This is a genomic window from Enterobacter vonholyi, assembly GCF_040834095.1.
GTDB classification, from domain to species: Bacteria; Pseudomonadota; Gammaproteobacteria; order Enterobacterales; family Enterobacteriaceae; genus Enterobacter; species Enterobacter vonholyi.
The window spans coordinates 1,117,469-1,137,700 of sequence record NZ_CP162152.1 but is presented as its reverse complement, the minus strand read 5'-3'; the positions used below and the strand labels follow the sequence as shown (position 1 = coordinate 1,137,700).

Genomic DNA, 20,232 nt, shown 5'->3' with positions numbered 1-20,232 from the left:
TCGGTTATTCAAAACTGATTAAAACTATTTCGATGATCTGATTTTTACAAAATATTTCTAAACCAAATCTAAACGAGGAGGATCCATGTTTGGTATTTATCGCGGGCGTCGCCTGGCGTTATACATTATCGCAGCCATTGTTATTGCCACGTTAATTGGTTATAGCACCTATACATTTGTAAAATTATTTTCCTGATGCGGACGTTTATTTACATAACGCGATATTAATATAAACGCCGGGTCGTATGTTGTTATTTGTGCGCAGTAATAATGTCTTTGTTTTATTCAAAAAGGTCAGCGAGGCTGATATTGCTTTACGTTACAGAATGCCGGACAATGACATTTTTAACTGACGATTAACATTACGATGAAACACCCGCTAGAATCGCTGCTCACCGCAGGCGGCATTTTATTACTGGCCCTGCTTTCGTGCCTGCTGCTCCCGGCGCCTTCGCTTGGGCTGGTGCTGGCGCAGAAGCTGGTTCAGACCTTTCACATGGTCGATCTTAACCAGCTTTACACCATTCTGTTCTGCGTGTGGTTTTTACTGCTCGGGGCGATTGAATTCTTCGTGCTGCGTTTCGTCTGGCGACGCTGGTTTTCCCTGGCATCCTGAGCCAATAAAAAAGCCGGGTGGCGACTTCGCCTTACCCGGCCTGTGATGGCAATTTTCCTGACCCGCCAGGGCGGAAAACAGCTCAGTGCGGCTGACTGTGGTTCTCCTTGCGGTACGCACCAGGAGGCTGGTTGAACGTGCGGGTGAAGATACGGGTAAACGTCTGCTGCGAGTCAAACCCGTAACGCAGGCAGATGTCGTACACCCGGGCGTCGGATTCACGCAGATCGCGCGCCGCCAGCAGCAGCTTACGTTCACGGATATAACGCCCCAGGCTCTCCCCTTTGTACTGCATAAACAGCCGCTGCAGGTGCCACTTCGAGTAGCCCGCGTGGCGGGCAATCTCTTCTATACGTAATGGCTGGTGCAGATTGTCGTCGATCCATTCGACGATAGTGTCGATGACTTGAGCGGAAATGGTCATACTGCTGTCCCCCTCTGCTTCTCGCTTAAACATTATTCCCACCACGCGCGAAAGGTTTGCGTGGCGTCATTCACCCGGACGGGCTCGCCCAGTTCCGGCGTCAGCAACCGATAATTTTTATCCTTGCTGGCTTTTGCCAGCTGGATCAGCGGATCGTTCCAGGCGTGTTTCGCCAGCACGAAGCGTCCGTTATGCCCCGGCACCACGGCTTTCGCGTTCAAATCCGCCGAGGCCTGCGCCGTTTCCTCCGGCAGCATGTGGATGTACTTCCAGTCCTGGTCGTACTGGCCGTTCTCCATGATGGCGACGTCCACTTCGCCAAACTGTTCACCGATGGCCTTGAAGTGCGGGCCGTAACCGGAATCCCCGCTGTAGTAAACATTCTGCTCTGGCGTAACGAACATGAAGCTGCCCCACAATGTGCGATCGCGTTTGATGCCGCGACCGGAGAAGTGACGCGCTGGCAGAACGTGCACCGTCAATTCATCGCTGATGCTTACCGACTGGTTCCAGTCGCGCTCGTCAATAATCTCGGACTTCATCCCCCAGTAGCGCAGGTGGGATCCTACGCCCAGCGGCGTCACCACGCGCTTTACCTTCGGCATTAGCGCCCGGATGGTTGCGTAATCCAGATGATCGTAGTGATCGTGCGAAATAATCAGCAGGTCGATCTCCGGCATGCGTTCAGCGCGCCACGGATACTCGCCGGCAAAGGCCTTATTGAGGAACGAGAACGGCGCGGCATAGTTGCCAAGAACCGGGTCAATCAGGATGCGTTTACCCGCGAGCTGCAGATACCACGATGAGTGACCGAGCCACACCAGTGTGTCCTGCTCCAGCGGCAGGCTCGCAAGATCGGTTTTCACCAGCGGCAGCGGCCGGGTCGGGCGGGCGTTTTCGGTTTTTTTGGTCAGAAACTCCCACATCGCGACCAGCATATTTTTGTCACCGTTATAACCCGGCGTCGGCAGCGTGTTGTGGAATTTCCCCTCGCGATACTGTGGGGAGGCCTCCACTTCAGTGAGCCTTTCACCCTGCGGCGGCTGGCCGAATCCGGCATTCAGAACAAACGGTAAACTCGCGGCTGAAGCAATAATCATGATTAACACCACGCAGATGAAGAGAGGTTTTTTCATATCCTGACCCGAAAACGCGCCCCATCCGATAGCGTGCGCAGGGTAAACTTGATTATGAGTGAGTAAGCACTCATTATAGATATGATGATAAAGTCGTCAAGACGTTTTCGATCTTTGACATTCCGCGTTGCAGCGTGTCAAAGCACGTGTTTCAATCAGGGTTTTTATAATTGACAGGAGGAAAAATTTAGTGGCACGTCCGAAGAGTGAAGATAAAAAACAGGCCTTACTGGAAGCCGCAACGGTGGCGTTTGCACAGTCAGGTATTGCCGCCTCAACGGCGCTTATTGCCCGTAAGGCGGGCGTCGCCGAAGGCACCCTGTTCCGCTACTTTGCTACGAAAGACGATCTGCTGAATGCCCTCTATCTGCACCTGAAGCAAGATCTCTGCCAGACCATGCTCGCGAACCTCGATCGCACCATCACGCTGCCTAAAGAACATACCCGCAATATCTGGAACAGCTATGTGGACTGGGGTATTCGTAACCCCGTTGCGCATGCGGCGATCCGCCAGATTGGCGTCAGTGAAAAGCTGAGCGCCGAAACGGAACAGGCGGTGAAAGAGATGTTCCCGGAGCTGCATGAACTCTGCCGCCGCTCGGTGCGTCAGGTGTTTATGTCTGATGAATTTAAAACGTTTGGCGATGCGCTTTTCTTATCGCTGGCCGAATCCACGATGGAATTTGCCACCCGCGATCCGTCCCGCGCCGTTGAGTTTAAAGCGCTCGGCTTTGAGGTGATGTGGCGCGGGCTTGCCCAGGAAGAGAGCGATGGACAGTAAAACGTTGCAGGAGCACGCAAAACGCGTGGCGCTGGAGCTGCCGTTCACCGAACACTGCTGGCCGTTTGGGCCGGAGTTTGACGTGTTTAAAGTGGGTGGAAAAATTTTCATGATTGTGGCCGTCGCACACGGGCGGCCGCACGTCAGCCTGAAGTCAGCCCCGGAAAAATCGCTGTTAAATCAGCAGATTTATCGCGGCGTTGAACCGGGCTATCACCTCAACAAAAAGCACTGGATTTCCCTTTACGGCACTGAAGACGTGACGCCGGAACTGGTTACCGATCTCATTAATGATTCCTGGCATCTGGTGGTGGATAAACTGCCGAAAAAAGACCAGAAGTGGATCCGGCCGGTCTGATTGTTCGTCTGAGACGAACAGATTAAGCGCTCGAATTGCCCTTATCTTTTTCCGCGTCCCGCTGTAATCTGCTCACCTTTCGCGCCCGCACGCGGGCGAATTTCATCATCAGGAGTTGTTATGGATATCATTTCTGTTGCGCTGAAACGCCACTCCACCAAGGCGTTCGACGCAAGCAAAAAACTGACCGCTGAAGAAGCGGAAAAAATCAAAACCCTGCTGCAGTACAGCCCGTCAAGCACCAACTCCCAGCCGTGGCACTTCATCGTGGCCAGCACCGAGGAAGGAAAAGCGCGCGTGGCGAAATCCGCTGCGGGCACCTATGTGTTCAACGAACGCAAAATGCTGGATGCCTCTCACGTGGTGGTGTTCTGCGCGAAAACCGCGATGGACGATGCATGGCTGGAGCGCGTTGTCGACCAGGAAGAGGCCGATGGCCGTTTCAACACGCCGGAAGCTAAAGCCGCGAACCATAAGGGCCGCACCTACTTCGCCGACATGCACCGCGTGGATCTGAAAGATGACGACCAGTGGATGGCGAAGCAGGTTTACCTGAACGTCGGTAACTTCCTGCTGGGCGTTGCTGCGCTGGGCCTGGACGCAGTACCGATTGAAGGTTTCGACGCCGCGATCCTCGACGAAGAGTTTGGCCTGAAAGAGAAGGGCTTCACCAGCCTGGTGGTGGTGCCGGTTGGGCATCACAGCGTTGAAGATTTCAACGCCACGCTGCCAAAATCTCGCCTGCCGCTGAGCACGATTGTGACCGAGTGCTGATCAACACGGGCCGCTCTGTGCGGCCCGTTACGCTTTACTGATGACTAACCTGGGATGTGGATGCACGTCGCGATCGTATCTCCAGGCAAACGCAATCCAGCGCTCCTCCAGTTCGGCATATGAACTCACCGGTGTTAAGTGCCACTCTTCCCCTACCGTACCGTCCGCCACGCTTATCCGATAATTCATGCTGAACGCCCAGTCGATCATGCGTAACCAAAACCACTGTCCGTCACCGGTTTGCTCGCTGTCAGAAACCACAATGTCGTATTCGCTTAGCACCCACTGGAAGAAGGATTGGGGTAATCCACTGATTACCCGCTGATGGACAGCGCGTGGCGTACGCCAGACCATAACCTGTGTCGCAGCCCCGTGGGGAAAGGTAATTTCTTTATGAAACGTCAACCTAACGGCATACGCCGTATAGGGTTTTCCGTCGTCGATGGTGACGAGACGATATTCATTACCGTAGCGCGATTTTATCAGGCGATATCCCACCGGCAGCATAAATCCGGGCAGATGAAAATCCACCGTACCCCGCGCAAGAAACGCTTCGGTATGTTCGACGTTTCGGGAGATAAGGCCTAATTTTTGGCTGAAATCTGCGGAATCAATCATCAGTGGCAACATGGTGGTTGCTCATGGCGAGAGTATAGACGACTTAACACCTCGTCGAAATGATGTCGATTCAGTCGATGGGTTTAAGCTAAACCCAACATTACACCGGTCTCCTCCACTTAGCAGATTCGGCTCTTATTCCCTGAAACCGTCTCGCAAAAAACTTATTTCCCCTGCGCCGCCAGCCACGCCATCGCCCGCTCCCCGGCCTCATCCACCGGCAGATACACCAGCAACCGCGAGCCGTTTCGCGGCGCGGAATACCAGTACATCTGCTGCAGCGTAAAATCCCCCAGCTCGGGATGGGTAAACAGCTTGAGCTGGTTCTCCACGCCGCGCACGTCGTTGCGCTGGTGCCACAGGGTTTTAAACTCTTCGGACACCGCAAAGAAGCGCGCCAGTTTGGCCTCCCACAGAGGATCGCCCCGGTGTTCGGCCATCGCCGCCCGGAAATAGGAGACAAAGATGGGCAGCACGTCGTCGCGTCTGCCGAGGCGGGCGCGCCACGCCGGATGGGTGAGGAACAGATAAATACAGTTGCGATCTTCGGGAGGGATGTCATTGAAATCGACGCCCATCAGATGCCCGAAGCTGTCGTTCCACGCCACGATATCGAAGTTCGGTTTCTGAATGCTGGCGGGTTTCGGCATCAGCGTATCCAGCAGGCGGCGCGTGCCTTCGCTGATGCCCTCGCAGCAGACCGCCTGCGGCGCTTCACCCGGCGGTAAACCGGCTAATACAAACAGGTGCCGGGCTTCAGTTGGGGTACATTGCAGCGCTTTTGCCACGGCCGCCATCACCGCGCTGGACGGATTGACGTCCCTGCCCTGCTCAAGCCAGGTGTACCAGGTCACGCCCACGTCAGCGAGCATCGCCACCTCTTCCCGGCGCAGACCCGGCGTGCGGCGACGACCGCTGCGCGGCAGGCCGAGACGCTGCGGATCGAGGCTTTCACGCCGGGCGCGTAAAAATGCCCCGAGCTGTTTTCGGGTGTCATCCTGAAGTGAGACGACAGGTTCAGACATCAGCGCCATAAATCCCCCTGCATGGTAGTGCCAGTACCAGTATAAGCAAGAACTGGTACCCGTTTATCTGATGGTAGATGCTACGACCATCTGCTGAATGACGCAATGGAGTTACCATGAATACGTCAGTTGTTTCACCGGGTCGCGCTGGCCTGATATTGCTGTTAACCGGCCAGATGCTGCCGATGATTGATACCTCAATCACCAACGTGGCGCTGGACGCCATTACCCATTCACTGCACGCTACCGCCACCGAGCTGGAGCTGATCGTCGCGCTCTACGGCGTGGCCTTTGCCGTCTGCCTCGCGCTCGGCAGCAAGCTGGGGGATAATTTTGGCCGTCGCCGTCTGTTCATGTGGGGTGTGGCGAGCTTTGGCCTGGCCTCGCTGCTCTGCGGAATAGCGGGGAACATTGAACAGCTGCTGGCCGCGCGCATCGTTCAGGGCGCGGGTGCCGCACTCATCATGCCGCAAATTCTTGTCACGCTGCACGTGACGCTGAAAGGTACCGCCCACGCAAAAGCCATCAGCCTGTTTGGCGGCATCGGTGGGATTGCGTTTATCGTCGGCCAGATGGGCGGCGGCTGGCTGGTGTCGGCGGATATCGCCGGGCTGGGCTGGCGTAACGCCTTCTTTATCAACGTGCCGATCTGTCTGGTGGTGCTGGCGCTAAGTCGCCATTTCGTACCCGAAACCCGTCGCGAGACGCCGTCACGCATCGACTGGACCGGAACCGTGCTGCTGGCGATCATTCTTTGCTGCCTGCTGTTCCCGATGGCGCTCGGCCCACAGTGGCACTGGTCGTGGCCGCTGAAGGTTATGCTTCTCGCCATTATTCCGCTGGGCTGGCTGACGGCGCTGAATGCGCGCAAAAAGGAGCGTGAGAATGCTCACCCGCTTATCCCGCCGCGCCTGCTTTCGCTTCGCAGCGTTCGCTTTGGCATTCTGATTGCGATGCTCTTTTTCAGCGTCTGGTCCGGGTTTATGTTCTGTATGGCGCTCACCATGCAAACCGGTCTGGGGATGGCCCCATGGCAGTCCGGAAACAGTTTTATCGCCCTTGGCGTGACCTACTTTGTTTCGGCCTGGTTCGCGCCGCGGCTGATTGCCCGCTACAGCACCAGCACTATTCTGCTGACGGGTCTGGCAATCCAGATTATCGGCCTGCTGGCTCTGATCGCCACGTTCCGCATTTGGGGCGTGGAAAATACCCCCCTGACGCTGGCACCCGCCACCGGACTGGTGGGCTACGGTCAGGCGCTGATCGTGAACAGTTTCTACCGCATCGGGATGCGCGATATTCAGCCTGACGATGCCGGGGCCGCGAGCGCCATTCTCAGTACCCTGCAGCAGGCCGCGCTGGGGCTTGGCCCGGCCATTTTCGGCGCGATTTTGCTCCACGCGCTGCAGAACCATCACGGGGATTACACCCAGGCGGTGAACGTCTTCCTGTTGGTGGAAACGGCGATGATGGTGGTGCTTGCCCTGGCGACGCTGCGCATCCGCCATCGCCTGTGCCTGCCGGTGGTAAAGGTCTGCCAGGCCACCAAATAAGCCCGTGAATTTGCATAATAGATCCGCAGCCGCCATTATGGGGCTGCATCAATACAGGAGACGTTATGCAGGAATTAATTGCTCAGGTTGAAGAGTTAGGCATTGAAATTAATCACACCACCTCTTTAGTGATTATCTTTGGTATTATTTTTCTTACCGCCATCATCGTTCATTTTATTCTGCACAAAGTGGTGCTTCGCGCTTTCGAAAAACGCGCGCAGGCCAGCAGCCATTTGTGGCTGCAGATCATCACCCAGAATAAATTATTTCACCGTCTGGCCTTCACCCTTCAGGGGATAATCGTCAACGTTCAGGCGGTACTGTGGCTGCAAAAAGGCAGCGAAGCGGCGGAAATTCTCACGACATGCGCAAAGCTGTGGGTCATGGTGTATGCCCTGCTCTCCTTCTTCTCGCTGCTGGACGTGATTTTTAATCTGTCGCAGAAAATGGCCACCGCATCACAGCTGCCGCTGAAGGGGATCTTCCAGGGCATCAAGCTGGTGAGCGCCATCCTGGTGGGGATATTGATTATCTCCCTGCTCATCGGCCAGTCCCCGGCGATTCTGATCAGCGGTCTGGGCGCCATGGCTGCCGTTCTGATGCTGGTGTTTAAAGACCCGATACTCGGACTTGTGGCGGGGATTCAGCTTTCCGCCAACGACATGCTCAAGCTCGGCGACTGGCTGGAGATGCCGAAATACGGTGCCAACGGCACGGTGACGGACATCGGCCTGACCACCGTTAAGGTGCGAAATTTCGATAATACGATTACGACCATTCCGACGTGGGCGCTGGTCTCCGACGCCTTTATCAACTGGAGCGGCATGTCGGCCTCCGGCGGTCGACGCATTAAGCGCAGCCTGAACATTGATACCACCAGCATTCATTTTCTCGACGAGCAGGAACAGCAGAAACTTATTCAGGCGAAACTGCTTAAGCCCTATCTGGCCGCTCGACATGAGGAAATAAACCTGTGGAATCAGAAGAACGGTGAAGGAGAATCGGTATTAAACCTTCGCAAGATGACCAATATCGGCACCTTCCGCGCCTACCTGAACGAATATCTTCGCAACCACCCGCGCATTCGCAAAGATATGACGCTGATGGTGCGTCAGTTGGCGCCTGACGCGAATGGCTTGCCGATTGAAATATATGCCTTTACCAATACGGTGGTCTGGGCAGAATATGAGGAGATACAGGCCGACATCTTCGACCATATTTTCGCGGTGGTGGATGAATTTGGTTTGCGTATTCACCAGTCGCCGACGGGGAATGATATTCGCTCCCTGTCGGGGGTCATCGTCAGATAATCAGTTTCGGACACCGGGCGTGAAGGCAGGTGCGGTCTGGTGCCCTCACCCCGGCCCTCTCCCACGGGGAGAGGGTGAAAAGCAGATCACTTTTTTCGGGATAGCTTAAACGCCACAAACAGGAATATAACCCACACCGGCAGCAGCATCGCGGACAGGCGCATCTCATCCATGGTGCACATCAGCACCAGAATCAGCCCCAGGAAAGCGATACAGATGTAGTTCCCCGCCGGGTAAAGGAGCGCTTTGAACTGCGTTTCGCGTCCCTTGCGGCGCATCGCGGCGCGAAAGCGCAGGTGCGCCAGGCAGATCATGATCCAGTTCAGCAGCAGCGTGGCGACAACCAGCGCCATCAGCAGGCCGAAGGCCTCTTTCGGCAGGAGGTAGTTGATCAGCACCACCAGCGACGTGATGGCCCCTGACAGCAACAAAGAGTTCACCGGCACGCCGCGACGGCTAACGCGGGTTAAAAAGCGCGGTGCGTTGCCCTGTACGGAGAGGCCAAACAGCATACGGCTGTTGGAGTAAACGCCGCTGTTATAGACCGACAGCGACGCCACCAGAATGACGAAGTTCAGCGCCGAGGCGACCACGTTGCTGTTCAGATCGTGGAAAATCATCACGAACGGGCTGCTGTCGGACTTCACTTCCACCCACGGATAGAGGGCCAGCAAGACCACCAGCGAGCCGATGTAGAACAGCAGGATCCGATACACCACCTGGTTAACCGCTTTGGGAATGCTTTTATGCGGGTCGCGCGCTTCGGCGGCGGTAATGCCAATTAGCTCCAGCCCACCGAAGGAGAACATGATCACCGCCAGGGAGAGAATCAGCCCTTTCCAGCCGGTGGCGAGGAAGCCGCCGTGCTGCCACAGGTTGTCGATCGTGGCGCGCTCGCCGCCGTGGCCAGAGAACAGCAGCCACAGGCCAAAGCCGATCATGCCGATAATCGCCAGCACCTTGATCAGCGCAAACCAGAATTCGGTTTCGCCATACAGGCGGACGTTGACGAGGTTAACGGCGTTAATAATGATGAAGAAGGCCGCCGCCCAGACCCACGTCGGGACATCCGGCAGCCAGTACTGCATATAGATGCCTGCGGCGGTTAACTCCGCCATCCCCACCAGCACGAACATTACCCAGTAGTTCCAGCCGGACAGGAAGCCGGCAAACGGGCCCCAGTATTTATAAGCAAAGTGCGCGAAGGAGCCTGAAACCGGCTCTTCAACGACCATCTCGCCAAGCTGGCGCATGATCAGGAAGGCAATAATCCCGGCGATACCATAACCCAGCAGAACCGCCGGGCCAGCCATCTGAATAGCGGGGCCTATGCCGAGAAACAGCCCGGTACCGATTGCGCCGCCAAGGGCAATTAACTGAATATGTCGATTTTGCAACCCACGTTGCAGCGTCGGATTCTGATCCGACGAGGCTTCGGCGCTACCATGGCCTGAAGCGGATGACGCGTCTTTCACGTCCTACCCCTGTCTCTTTTTTAGAAGGGGCACGTTTTAACACTTCATGCTGGAGGTAGCAAGGGATTGGGGCATCCCTGCCCCGGATAACGAGATGGAACGCTTAGAATTCGTAGCCAACCGAGACCTTAAAGGTGCGCGGTTCGCCCTGCGTAATATAGGTACCGGAATCGTCCACGCTGGCCCAGTAGTTTTCATTGGTCACGTTGTCGATGCCCGCGCGCACGGTCATCTGGTTTGCATTGTGGTTCACCGCGAAGCGATAGCGCATCCCCAGATCCAGCGTGGTGTAGCTGTCCAGCTTTTTGGTGTTTGCAAGGTCAGCATATTGCGCGCCGGAGTGATTCACGCGGGCGGTGGCAGTCAGGCCGTCAATCGGCTTAATGTCGTACTCTGCGCCCAGCACGGCGTAAAAGTTCGGAATACCGATCGCATCGTTACCCTGATTTACGCCGTTTTTGGTTTTGGTTAGCTCAGCCTGCAGCCAGGTAGCGCTGGCGTTCAGACGCATCCCCAGCATTGGCTCGCCGAAGACGTTCAGCTCCACGCCACGGTTACGCTGTTCAGCGTCAAGGCCGTAGTGACCGCTGTCGTCGAGGATCGCCGACGGCATTTTGATTTCGAACAGCGCAAGCGAGCCGCCTACGCGGCCAAAGTCCGCCTTCACGCCCACTTCATTCTGCTTAGAGTGAACGATACCGGTGCTCTGGCCGTAGTTGGTGGCGGTATTAGGCGCGGTTTTGCCCGGCTGCAGCGCTTCGGTATGGTTGGCATAGAGGGAAAGCGTCTCCCACGGCTTGTAGACCACGCCGTAGGTTGGCATCCAGCGGCTGCCGTCGAAGCCATCCGCCGCGTTTTCCGCACCGGTAATTTTGTTATACCCGCGAATGACCACCTTCTGGTGGCGGGCGCCTGCGGTGAACAGCAGTTTGTCATCCAGTACGCCCAGCGTATCGCTCAGCAGCCAGCCCTGTGTGCGCGTGCGTCCGCTGGTCAGCGGGTCGCTGTACTTTCCGCCGGAGCCGTTGAAGTTGCTGCTGTCCGGCATATCGACGCCGGTATTGTGGTAGATGTTGGTGGTCGGGTTATCCTTCGCAGCCGACATTTTCCACGCGATTTTTTCGTTTTTGGTCATCGCCGAATAGCCGACATTGACCTTGTGCGAGATAAAACCGGTATCAAAGTTACCGCGAATGCCCGCCATGCCGCTGACGGAATCGCTGATACGGTTGGTATCAAGGCGGCTGGCCGTTGCCTTACCGCTTTTATCGACCAGCTTCGGCGCGCTGTAGATCCCTTCCTCGTGCGCGTGCTGCGCGCCCAGGCCGGTGTAGGCGGTCCAGCCGTCGGTGATGTCGTACTCGCTGCGCCACATCCCGAACTCGTTTTCGATGTCGCTGTAGGCCCACTTCTGAGAGAAGTTGCGATCGTTTTTCGGCGGCTCGGGTACGAAATCCACCGCGGAGATATTGACGCTGATCGGGCTGCCGTGGAAGGTTTTCTTCTGATAGCCGAGATCCAGCGAGGTGCGGAAGCGGTCACCGCTGTAATCCAGGCCGGTAGAGAGCAGCGTGGTGCGGCGGCGGTCATTCGGTATGCCGGTTTCCCCTTCGCGATGGACCAGGTTCACCCGCGCGCCAAACTGGTCGCTGTCGCCGTAGCGACGGCCCGCATCCAGCGTGGTGCCAATCTGGGAATCAGAGGTATAGTCGATGCCCACTTTCGCCTGCGGGAGTTCGCCCGCGTGTTTGGGCTCAAGGTTGATCATCCCGCCCACGCCGGAGCTCGCCGCGCCGTTCATCAGCGAGTTGGCCCCTTTGAAGATCTCGATGCGATCGACCATCTGGGTATCTACTACCTGCCGCGGCAGCACGCCGGACAGACCGCCAAAGGTCATGTCGTCACCGTCAAACTTCAGGCCGCGGATGCGGTAGGTTTCCGCGCTGTTGCCATACCCCTGAACGAACTGCACGCCCGCGTCGTTAGCGACCACGTCAGCAATGGTTTTCGCCTGCTGATCTTCCACCAGCTTTGAGGTGTAGCTGATGATGTTGAACGGCACGTCCATGGCGTTCTGCTGGCCCAGCATTCCCATGCGTCCGCCGTTCGCCACCTGTCCGTCAAGGAAGGCCGGTACCAGCTGGTCGCCACCGGGTTTGAACTCGCTGGCAGGCTTAGCCTGCACGATGAGGGTATCTTCTTTTTGATCGTCAGCCGCGAAGGCGGAATGTGTTATTGCGCCAACGGCGAGCGCCAGCAGCGTTTTGTGTATGTTGGTGTTGTTCATCGTTAACTCATTTGAAAGTGCGCGCAAAAATGACCCGTTGTCGGGCCTTAGAATGTGTTTGCTGAAATGCAAATGAGAACTATACGCATTATAAATGCATTAGCAAGTGTAACCGCGTTCATGAGGAGGTATGGCGAGAAAAGAGGGTGAACAACCACCCCGTTTCGGGGTGGCTGCAATGACGTTATTTTTTCTTGTAGATATTGGCCGTACCGTGAATTTTATTGTTGGTGTTCCCTGAAGTGAGCACCAGGACATCCGCGCCTTTCTTATCGGCTTTCTCAATCAGTTCTTTTTTTGCATCATCCACCGATACTTCATTCGAGGTGTTTACCGTACCGATTTTTTTATATTGAGATGCAACTTTTTTGAACTCGCTTTTAGTGAGTAGCTGTGCAGCAAAAGCATTGGTTGTAAACAGTAACGCCGTTCCCAACAAAATAGCAGTCGTCTTTTTCATAACCTTTTTCCTTGAGATTAATCAGCAACTACGAAAAACCTCACGCATTGCGGTGAGGTTTTATGAGCATGGTAGAGAATCTCAGAGAATGCCATACCTTCGGGAAAAATCTTTTATAACAACCCGTTGCATGAAATTACTAACGAATATTAAGAATATTCGAATACACGTGCGGTGCCAGCAATATCAATGCGTACCGTCGTGCCAGGGTTCCATCCTGGCTGGCTGACGGTCTTCAGGGTCACGGGCTCGTGCTGCCCGGCGAGCCCAAGGGTGAGCGTCGACAGCTGGCCGGTGAAGTCCACATCAAGAATCGAGATTGGGCTTTCATGGGAGGCACATGCCGTCACGCTCAGCTGTTCCGGGCGCAGCATCACTCTGCCCTGCCCTGTAGCCTGCGCGTTGTCCGTGGGCACCTCACCCAGGGCGCACAGGGCGTAGCCCGCGGTGAGCTGCGCAGGCAGGATCAGCGCACCGCCAAGAAACAGCGCCGTCTCTTCGTCAACCGGACGGGTGTAGACGTCATAAGGCGTCCCGACCTGCGTGAAGCGCCCGGAGCGCATGACCGCGACCTGCGTGGCAAAGGACAACGCTTCGTTCTGATCGTGGGTGACCAGAATCGAGGCCACGCCCGCTTCGGCCAGCAGATCGGCCGTGGCTTTACGGGTCATGGCGCGCAGGCCGGTGTCCAGCGCCGAGAAAGGTTCATCCAGCAGCATCAGTGAAGGACGCTTGGCCAGCGCACGGGCAAGCGCCACGCGCTGCTGCTGTCCGCCGGAAATCTCATGGGGCCAGTGCGTTGCGAGCTGCCTGTCCAGAGAGACCATCTCCATCAGCGCCTCAACGCGCTGGCGCTTCTCGTGGCGGGTACCGTCCAGCCCCCAGGCAATGTTGTCTGCCACATTGAGGTGAGGGAAAAGCGCCCCTTCCTGAGGTACAAAACCGATCCGGCGCAGGTGGGCGGGAACAAAGTTGTTTTCATCAAACAGCGTTCTCCCCTGCATGACAATGCGCCCCGTGTCGGGCGTTTCAAAGCCGGCAAGAATACGCAGCAGCGTGGTTTTACCCGACCCGGACGGCCCGACAATCGCCGTCCTGCTCCCCGGCGCAACGCTCAGGTTTAAGCTGTCGAGCACCTGCACATCAGAAAACGATTTAGAAATGGCGGTTAATTCAAGCATGTCATAGCCCTGCAATTTTCTTCGACTGCATATAGAGAATGGCGGTCAGCGGGAGTGAAATCAGGATCATCAGCATCGCGTAAGGGGCGGCGGCAACATAGTCAATTTCACTGGTTAGCGCCCAGAATCCGGTGGAGAGCGTGCGCGTGCCCAGCGGAGAGAGCAGCAGCGTGGCGGTCAACTCGTTGCTGACGCCGAGGAAAACCAGCGCGGCCCCCGCTGCCGCACCCGGCGCGGCCAGCCGCATCGTGACGCTCCAGAGCGCCTTCGCGGGCGTGCTGCCCAGGCTGCGCGCCACGTTTTCCAGCTCAACCGGCGCCTGAGCAATCCCCGCCCGCAGGTTGATGAGCGCACGGGGCATAAACATCAGCAGGTAGGCCAGGAACAGGGTAATTTCCGTCTGGTAAATGGGACGGGCGTAATGAATAGTGACGGTGACCAGCGCCAGCGCCGTGACTATGCCCGGCAGCGAACTGGTGATATAGATGCACCCTTCCAGCATCCGGAAGATGCGGTGTGGATAGCGGATACCGAGCCACGCGATGGGGATCACGCACACGGTCGTGAGAAGTGCGCCGCCCACGCCGAGCATCAGCGTCTGGCGCAGGGAGTGCCAGAGATCGGCACTCATCCAGTTTTGCGCGCCGCCGAGCCAAACCCAGCGACATAGAACAATTAACGGCACGCCCAGCGCCAGCACGATCAGCACGATGAAAAACAGCTGACCCAGCGCGGCCGCCGCAGGCTTCAGCGGCCAGCGTTTCTGCTCGCGCGCGGCCCCGGCGCCAATTCGCGCGTAGCGGGCTTTTCCACGCGTCACGCCTTCCAGCATTAATATAGCCAGGCAGCACAAGGCCAGCACGCCCGCCAGCATGTTTGCCGCCGGGCCGCTGAAGGTAGACTGAAACTGGTCATAAATGGCCGTGGTGAAGGTATCAAAGCGGATCATCACGTACAGGCCATATTCCGCCAGCAGGTGCAGCGCCACCAGCAGCGCGCCGCCGCAGATAGCCAGCTTGAGCTGGGGCAGCACCACACGGAAAAAGACCTTCCACGGCGGCGTGCCGAGCGACGCGGCGACATCTTCAAGCGTCGGATCAAGGCGACGCAGCACCGCCGCAACCGGCATATAGATAAACGGATAGTACGCAAGAACCGAGAGGAACACGCCCGCGGAAAGCCCATGCATGGACGGGACAACGCTCACCCAGGCATAGCTTTGCACAAACGCCGGAATGGCCAGCGGAGCGACCGCCAGCGCGGACCAGATGCCCCGTCCGGCAAGCTGCGTGCGCTCTGTGAGCCAGGCTATCACCACGCCCGTCACGATACACAGCGGAACCGCCAGGGCCGTCAGCCACAGCGTGTTGCCGAGCAGCTCAGCCACACGCGGGCGAAACACCAGCGCCTTAATGGTTTCCCAGCCGGTCTCAATGCCAATGGCAATGATAAAACCCAAAGGCAGAAGCGCCATTAATGAAAACAACACAGCTAACGCAACCATCGGCAGTGCAGGACGCCTGCGGACAGGCTCCTGCACTCTGTTTTTTCCGATGTCGAGACTCAGACCAGACATAAGACGTTCACTTCACTCTCAGGATCACAGCAGACCGGCTTGCGTCATCAGCTCGATAACTTTTTTACTGTTGAGCGTTGAAGGTTCAACTTTCGGTGCATCAAGATCTTTCAGCGGAACCAGTTTCGGGTTGGAGGCCGCGTTCACGCCCACTGCATACTCAAAGGCGTTGTTGGTACGCAGACTTTCCTGACCTTCTTTGCCGGTAATGTACTTGATGAAGGCCTGCGCCTGCGCTTTGTGTTTGCTGGACGCCAGCACGCCACCGCCGGAAAGGCTTACGAACGCGCCCGGATCCTGGTGTTTGAAGTAGTAGAGCTGAGTGTTTTTGCTGTTTTCACCGGTTTTGGACTGGTCGACAAAGCGGTAGTAGTGATAAATCACGCCGCCATCAATCTGGCCGGCATTGACTGCCTTCATCACGGTGCTGTTGCCTTTATAGGCAACGAAATTGGCTTTCATCGCTTTAAGCCATTCCAGGGTGGCCTTCTCGCCCTTCAGGGCCAGCATCGCGCTCACGATGGCCTGGAAATCCGCGCCTGAAGGAGATGCCGCCCAGCGGCCTTTCCACTCGGGTTTCGCCAGATCCATCAGCGACTTAGGCAGCTGCTGTTCGCTGAGTTTTGCCGGGTTATACACAAATACCGTGCTGCGGGCGGCAATGCCGATCCAGCGGCCGTGCGCAGGACGATATTCCGCCGGTACCTGCTTCAGGGTGTCTGGATCCAGCGGCGCAAACAGGTTTGCATTATCCACCAGCACCATGGACGGCGAGTTCTCCGTCAGGAATACGTCTGCCGGCGACGCGCTGCCCTCCTGCACCAGCTGGTTACCCAGCTCGCTGTCATCACCATTACGTAGAGTGACTTTAATACCGGTTTCTTTAGTAAAACCGTCAACCCACGACTTCACCAGGTTTTCGTGCTGCGCGTTATAAACAACGATACCTTCGTTGTTATCGGCGGCAACCGCTTGTGCGGAAAGGAAAAGGGAGGAAGACAACAAGGCAAGCGAGAAGCAGGACAGCAGGCGAGAATTCATGAACATATCCTTAATAGACCAACGGGAGTAACCACTCATAGCTTTGTGGGACAGGATTAAAGCATACAACAACGCTAATGATAATTAGTATCAATCGAGTTTAGTCGTAAAAGTGTAAAATTTCTTTTTAGCAGATTTTAGAATGATAAAAATCCAAATTTTAATGAGAGATAATTATTAGATTAAGAAAACCTTAAGCCTGCCTATAATAAATTAATTAGCCTTCTATTTATTATGACGCGAAGGTAAATCTGTTATTCATGCGCCCGGCAGATATAAAAGCCCCGATATTGCGGGGCTTTGTATGCTTATCCGGAGGTAGCTAAATTTATAAGGCTACTCATTTAAAAAGCATCACATAACCGCATGAGGGGCATACGCAGGATAGGTGAAGAACAATAAATGCACGCCGTTCAGCCCAAAATGGAATAACGTTGCAACCCAGAGCCTGCCGCTCCACATCCACGCCAGGCCGTAAATAATGCCGGAGAGGCTGGCAAAAATAATCAGCAGTAAACCGCCGCTATAATGCATCAGCCCAAAGATGACTGAGGCAATCAACAGCGCTACAACAGGATGAACGATCCGGGACAAGCGCTGCTGAAGGTAGCCTCTGAACAGAGCTTCCTCGGCCAAAGAGACGAAGAAAATATTCGCAAGGGCAAATTGCGCGAACCATTCTGGCGCATGTGGCTCAATTCTCAGCCCGCCCAACGCCACAGCCAGAAGTAACAGCGCGGGTACCGCAAGTACCAATATTCCCCAGCCGAGCTTGCCAATTTTATAGAGGGGTTTTGCTACGAATAGCGTTGGCATGCACGTAATTAAAAAGAACGGCACCACCGCCTTGTCCATATTAAAGTACATACTGAACGGTATGCTTTGCGGACCAACGACGACAGCATCCAGCACTTTGGGATTATGGAAGCCCGGGAGCACATGCATAACCAGGGCAACGGCGATGACCACGCACAGGCCTTCGACCAGATATGTGTATTTATTATTTTTATTACGTAGCCATTCAACAACAGACCAGCCAACAACGATTGATGCAATAACCAGCAGCGCCGGGGCGTCAAGAATACTCTGTTTCCAGCCGAGAAATGCCGTTAATCCCAGCATCAGGTAAGCCAGGCTTTTATTAAGAGAGAGTGCGGCAAGCGAAGTTGCGAGTAGATACCACATAAATGTCCTTCATGACCGGTAAGTTTTAGGGGTGATGTCCCAAATATGTCCCACAATGGAAATCAGGAGGATGTGAAGGAGGCGTAACTTTATGAAATTAAATGGCACGCCCTGTAGGATTCGAACCTACGACCTACGGCTTAGAAGGCCGTTGCTCTATCCAACTGAGCTAAGGGCGCACTGAGAAGTGTGTACTTCGCGGTGGTGAAACGCGAAGAATTATACGGTCAATGGCAGGTGAGTCAATGCCTTTTCCGTTTTCAGAGTCAATTACCGCTAGCCGATTGTAAATACGGCTATTTTCTCAACATTTTGTCCTGTTTCACCGTAAAATTTAGCGCTGCGAAAAGGCTTAGTTGCATTTAAGTAACGCCTGCTGTTTTCCCGAACGTCAGCTCGTCACACTAGAGTCAGGTATCCCGGCCGCCTGGAGGCTGACAGACAACAGGACAATGGAGTGACAGCGCAAAACCTGATCGATACGCCCCCCCGGTTACAGTACATATCTCAGGACATCGTCGGCATTAAGCTTGAGCCCATCGTCGCCCTTACCTCCTTACGTCAGGTTGGCGTCGAGGTCCTTAGCGTTCTGGCCGACACGCGGCACAGTGAGGACTTTTTTTGCGATCGGTCCGCAGACTGGTCGATAACGCTGCTTGAAGCGCAGCTTGCCGCGTTAAAAAATACGCCGCACGGTCATAACCTTTTTATTAATCTGCCGATAACCGTTCTGACAGAGCCCACGTCTTTTCAGCGACTTATAAGATTATCCTGCATGCCGCTCAATATTGAGTTTGTCGACCCCGCGTCCATTTTGGCGCTTTCCGTCGCACAGAAGCAGTTCGTGGTTCAGAATCTCCATCAGTTGAGCAGACGAGGGCACGCAATCTGGCTGGACGACATCGATGACGTCTTAGTGCAGTCGTTTTTATCCTTTCGACTCCCGTTAAACGGCATCAAAATAGATAAGGAAGCATTCTGGCGTTTACGCGACACCCCTGAGTTGAGGCAACTGGTTTCCCTTTGCTTTCAGCTTGCCGGGAAAGTGCTTATTGAAGGTATTGAGACTGAACGCGATCGTACCTGTGCACTGCAGGCAGGCGCAGATCTCGGCCAGGGGTATTACTGGCCGTCCTGGACATGGCCGGAGGATTAGAAAGCCATTTCCAGGAGGGAGACCATGCGAATGACAGTGCGCCGTTACCGGCGGCGGCGTACAGGAAGTGATGCACTGGGATTTACGCGCTCACCTTTTGCTCCCCCCTTTTTCGACCGGCTCGAATTCTTGAGCCAGTCCATCAGCCAGCCCCGCAAAACAGACGCCCCTTTTATCCTTCTGGTGACTGAGGATCACTACCTGCGCACCGGTTTTCTCAACGGGCAATTTCCCCTGAGCAGCTGCTGCGACTACGCCACGCTGGACGATGCCCTCATCGCTCAGACGCAGTGGCCCTCAGCCCGTCTGGTCGTGGATATTGAAAGCCGGTCCACGGGGCTTCTGGAGAAACTGGATCAGTTGAGACGGCATAGTCTGTTTCCTCCGTTCCTGACGCCCTGGCTGTTGGTCAGGGCCGATAATTACGACACCCGCCTCTTCTGCAAAGCGGCAGGTCCCTTTCATGTTCTCGAACGCCAGCTGAATGCCGCTGCGCTCCAGCAGAGCCTGCTGGATACCCTCCCTCCGCAGGGTACGGAGAAAGACTGGTTTTCGCGCAACGAATGGCCCATCCTGCAGGAGCTTTCCCGGGGCAAGACATTACGTCAGATTGCCCTTATGCAGAATCGTCCCTATAGCCGTATTATCTATCGTCTCAGCTGCATCCTGGTGAAGCTCGGGCTGAGCCATCGTCAGGAATTACTGCATCTTCTTAATAACCTCTCAGACTGCACATTTTCACTCACGTCCTAACCCCTTATTTCCTAAAGCTGTTTAGGAATTTACTTACCACTTGCGTTGCATAAATGTTAATTTTTAACAATTAAATCGAATTTATAACTATTCCTAATTTAAGGACGCGAACATTGTGAAATGCCACAGAATGAACAAACGGCAGCACTTTACTCCATCCGTTAAGTGAATGCAGATAGCGTTAACAAGATGATAATGATGTAAAAACAAGCAGCTTAGCGACAACGTCCGGGAGGAAAAAGCAAAGCGGATAGCATGTTCTCCTGTGCAGGAGATGCGGACCTTCTAATCAACCAGCGCGCTTTCAGATGAAGGACTGGCGGCCTGCGAGGGCAATTGTTGAGCTCATCAGCGTGGGTTAGTCCCCCTAAATGATGGGTATTTTCGTTAACAATTAATCAACATAAAGAGATATCTGTTATTTTTTGTTATTACATAAAGATGAAAATATGCGGTAAATGAGATAACAGGATATTTCCGCTAAATTTAAAAAAATAGCGATTCAGATCCAGAAGATAATACA

19 protein-coding genes and 1 tRNA gene are annotated in these 20,232 nt (G+C 55.1%); 8 read left to right on the top strand and 12 right to left on the bottom strand.

Annotation, left to right across the window (positions count from 1 at the left end; genetic code table 11):
- The first annotated feature begins 367 nt into the window (after positions 1-367).
- Positions 368-616: a DUF1158 domain-containing protein gene (locus AB3N39_RS05340; RefSeq protein ID WP_013097677.1), complete on the top strand. Its 249-nt coding sequence runs from the start codon at positions 368-370 to the stop codon at positions 614-616.
- 82 nt (positions 617-698) lie between these two features.
- On the opposite strand, the gene AB3N39_RS05335 is transcribed toward AB3N39_RS05340, so the two are convergent.
- Positions 699-1,040: a RamA family antibiotic efflux transcriptional regulator gene (locus tag AB3N39_RS05335; protein WP_032668308.1), complete on the bottom strand. Its 342-nt coding sequence runs from the start codon at positions 1,038-1,040 to the stop codon at positions 699-701.
- A gap of 32 nt (positions 1,041-1,072) precedes the next feature.
- Positions 1,073-2,176 (bottom strand): MBL fold metallo-hydrolase, encoded by a 1,104-nt coding sequence (locus AB3N39_RS05330; RefSeq protein ID WP_136195313.1) that lies wholly within the window; start codon positions 2,174-2,176, stop codon positions 1,073-1,075.
- A gap of 190 nt (positions 2,177-2,366) precedes the next feature.
- Here AB3N39_RS05330 and AB3N39_RS05325 point away from each other — a divergent pair, with 190 nt between their 5' ends.
- The 3 genes from AB3N39_RS05325 (at position 2,367) to nfsB (ending at position 4,089) form a co-directional block, all read left to right on the top strand.
- Positions 2,367-2,957, top strand: a complete 591-nt coding sequence (locus AB3N39_RS05325; RefSeq protein ID WP_302234345.1) for a TetR/AcrR family transcriptional regulator — start codon at positions 2,367-2,369, stop codon at positions 2,955-2,957.
- Entirely contained in the window at positions 2,947-3,315 is a 369-nt protein-coding gene (locus AB3N39_RS05320) for an MmcQ/YjbR family DNA-binding protein (RefSeq protein WP_325813199.1), read from the top strand. The genes AB3N39_RS05325 and AB3N39_RS05320 overlap by 11 nt, the downstream gene beginning before the upstream one ends.
- 120 nt (positions 3,316-3,435) lie before the next feature.
- The gene (gene nfsB / locus AB3N39_RS05315) at positions 3,436-4,089 is read left to right on the top strand and encodes an oxygen-insensitive NAD(P)H nitroreductase (RefSeq protein ID WP_021241586.1); all 654 of its coding nucleotides are present in this window, start codon (positions 3,436-3,438) and stop codon (positions 4,087-4,089) included.
- Between the two features lie 27 nt (positions 4,090-4,116).
- Here the strand turns inward: nfsB and AB3N39_RS05310 are convergent, their stop codons facing one another.
- Both AB3N39_RS05310 and AB3N39_RS05305 read right to left on the bottom strand, forming a co-directional pair.
- Complete coding sequence (locus AB3N39_RS05310; protein ID WP_133293934.1) at positions 4,117-4,719, bottom strand: hypothetical protein; 603 nt, start codon at positions 4,717-4,719, stop codon at positions 4,117-4,119.
- A gap of 152 nt (positions 4,720-4,871) precedes the next feature.
- The gene (locus tag AB3N39_RS05305) at positions 4,872-5,741 is read right to left on the bottom strand and encodes a helix-turn-helix transcriptional regulator (RefSeq protein ID WP_104949205.1); all 870 of its coding nucleotides are present in this window, start codon (positions 5,739-5,741) and stop codon (positions 4,872-4,874) included.
- A 107-nt stretch (positions 5,742-5,848) separates the two neighbouring features.
- On the opposite strand from AB3N39_RS05305, the gene AB3N39_RS05300 reads away from it, so the two are divergent.
- Positions 5,849-7,285 carry an MFS transporter gene (locus AB3N39_RS05300; RefSeq protein WP_252092613.1) on the top strand — a complete coding sequence of 479 codons (1,437 nt, stop codon included), beginning with the start codon at positions 5,849-5,851 and terminating at the stop codon, positions 7,283-7,285.
- A 65-nt stretch (positions 7,286-7,350) separates the two neighbouring features.
- Entirely contained in the window at positions 7,351-8,595 is a 1,245-nt protein-coding gene (locus AB3N39_RS05295; protein ID WP_133293931.1) for a mechanosensitive ion channel family protein, read from the top strand.
- 86 nt (positions 8,596-8,681) lie between these two features.
- Here AB3N39_RS05295 and pheP read toward each other — a convergent pair whose 3' ends face one another.
- The 8 genes from pheP to AB3N39_RS05255 all read right to left on the bottom strand — a co-directional run bounded on the left by pheP (position 8,682) and on the right by AB3N39_RS05255 (position 17,979).
- A complete protein-coding gene (gene pheP / locus AB3N39_RS05290; RefSeq protein WP_115874408.1) occupies positions 8,682-10,070 on the bottom strand; it encodes a phenylalanine transporter in 1,389 nt (462 codons plus the stop codon).
- Positions 10,071-10,173: 103 nt separating this feature from the next.
- Entirely contained in the window at positions 10,174-12,357 is a 2,184-nt protein-coding gene (locus AB3N39_RS05285) for a TonB-dependent siderophore receptor (protein ID WP_133293930.1), read from the bottom strand.
- 184 nt (positions 12,358-12,541) lie between these two features.
- Positions 12,542-12,817 (bottom strand): DUF1471 family periplasmic protein YahO, encoded by a 276-nt coding sequence (yahO, locus tag AB3N39_RS05280; protein ID WP_023310654.1) that lies wholly within the window; start codon positions 12,815-12,817, stop codon positions 12,542-12,544.
- 149 nt (positions 12,818-12,966) lie between these two features.
- Positions 12,967-13,998 (bottom strand): ABC transporter ATP-binding protein, encoded by a 1,032-nt coding sequence (locus AB3N39_RS05275; RefSeq protein WP_367897112.1) that lies wholly within the window; start codon positions 13,996-13,998, stop codon positions 12,967-12,969.
- Position 13,999: 1 nt separating this feature from the next.
- A complete protein-coding gene (locus AB3N39_RS05270; protein WP_168708019.1) occupies positions 14,000-15,574 on the bottom strand; it encodes an iron ABC transporter permease in 1,575 nt (524 codons plus the stop codon).
- A gap of 24 nt (positions 15,575-15,598) precedes the next feature.
- Positions 15,599-16,615: an iron ABC transporter substrate-binding protein gene (locus AB3N39_RS05265; RefSeq protein WP_133293927.1), complete on the bottom strand. Its 1,017-nt coding sequence runs from the start codon at positions 16,613-16,615 to the stop codon at positions 15,599-15,601.
- Positions 16,616-16,969: 354 nt separating this feature from the next.
- Entirely contained in the window at positions 16,970-17,800 is an 831-nt protein-coding gene (locus AB3N39_RS05260) for a CPBP family intramembrane glutamic endopeptidase (protein WP_136195308.1), read from the bottom strand.
- Positions 17,801-17,902: 102 nt separating this feature from the next.
- Positions 17,903-17,979, bottom strand: a tRNA-Arg gene (locus tag AB3N39_RS05255).
- A gap of 278 nt (positions 17,980-18,257) precedes the next feature.
- On the opposite strand from AB3N39_RS05255, the gene AB3N39_RS05250 reads away from it, so the two are divergent.
- On the top strand, positions 18,258-18,956 hold the full coding sequence (locus AB3N39_RS05250; RefSeq protein WP_136195307.1) for an EAL domain-containing protein: 699 nt from the start codon (positions 18,258-18,260) through the stop codon (positions 18,954-18,956).
- A 24-nt stretch (positions 18,957-18,980) separates the two neighbouring features.
- Entirely contained in the window at positions 18,981-19,709 is a 729-nt protein-coding gene (locus AB3N39_RS05245; RefSeq protein WP_111963361.1) for a response regulator transcription factor, read from the top strand.
- Positions 19,710-20,232: the final 523 nt, after the last annotated feature.

Coding starts and splice junctions, on each gene's coding strand:
- AB3N39_RS05340 (WP_013097677.1), top strand. CDS start 368: ATGAAACACCCGCTAGAATCGCTGCTCACCGCAGGCGGCATTTTATTA.
- AB3N39_RS05335 (WP_032668308.1), bottom strand. CDS start 1,040: ATGACCATTTCCGCTCAAGTCATCGACACTATCGTCGAATGGATCGAC.
- AB3N39_RS05330 (WP_136195313.1), bottom strand. CDS start 2,176: ATGAAAAAACCTCTCTTCATCTGCGTGGTGTTAATCATGATTATTGCT.
- AB3N39_RS05320 (WP_325813199.1), top strand. CDS start 2,947: ATGGACAGTAAAACGTTGCAGGAGCACGCAAAACGCGTGGCGCTGGAG.
- nfsB (WP_021241586.1), top strand. CDS start 3,436: ATGGATATCATTTCTGTTGCGCTGAAACGCCACTCCACCAAGGCGTTC.
- AB3N39_RS05310 (WP_133293934.1), bottom strand. CDS start 4,719: ATGTTGCCACTGATGATTGATTCCGCAGATTTCAGCCAAAAATTAGGC.
- AB3N39_RS05305 (WP_104949205.1), bottom strand. CDS start 5,741: ATGGCGCTGATGTCTGAACCTGTCGTCTCACTTCAGGATGACACCCGA.
- AB3N39_RS05300 (WP_252092613.1), top strand. CDS start 5,849: ATGAATACGTCAGTTGTTTCACCGGGTCGCGCTGGCCTGATATTGCTG.
- AB3N39_RS05295 (WP_133293931.1), top strand. CDS start 7,351: ATGCAGGAATTAATTGCTCAGGTTGAAGAGTTAGGCATTGAAATTAAT.
- AB3N39_RS05285 (WP_133293930.1), bottom strand. CDS start 12,357: ATGAACAACACCAACATACACAAAACGCTGCTGGCGCTCGCCGTTGGC.
- yahO (WP_023310654.1), bottom strand. CDS start 12,817: ATGAAAAAGACGACTGCTATTTTGTTGGGAACGGCGTTACTGTTTACA.
- AB3N39_RS05275 (WP_367897112.1), bottom strand. CDS start 13,998: ATGCTTGAATTAACCGCCATTTCTAAATCGTTTTCTGATGTGCAGGTG.
- AB3N39_RS05270 (WP_168708019.1), bottom strand. CDS start 15,574: ATGTCTGGTCTGAGTCTCGACATCGGAAAAAACAGAGTGCAGGAGCCT.
- AB3N39_RS05265 (WP_133293927.1), bottom strand. CDS start 16,615: ATGAATTCTCGCCTGCTGTCCTGCTTCTCGCTTGCCTTGTTGTCTTCC.
- AB3N39_RS05260 (WP_136195308.1), bottom strand. CDS start 17,800: ATGTGGTATCTACTCGCAACTTCGCTTGCCGCACTCTCTCTTAATAAA.
- AB3N39_RS05245 (WP_111963361.1), top strand. CDS start 18,981: ATGCGAATGACAGTGCGCCGTTACCGGCGGCGGCGTACAGGAAGTGAT.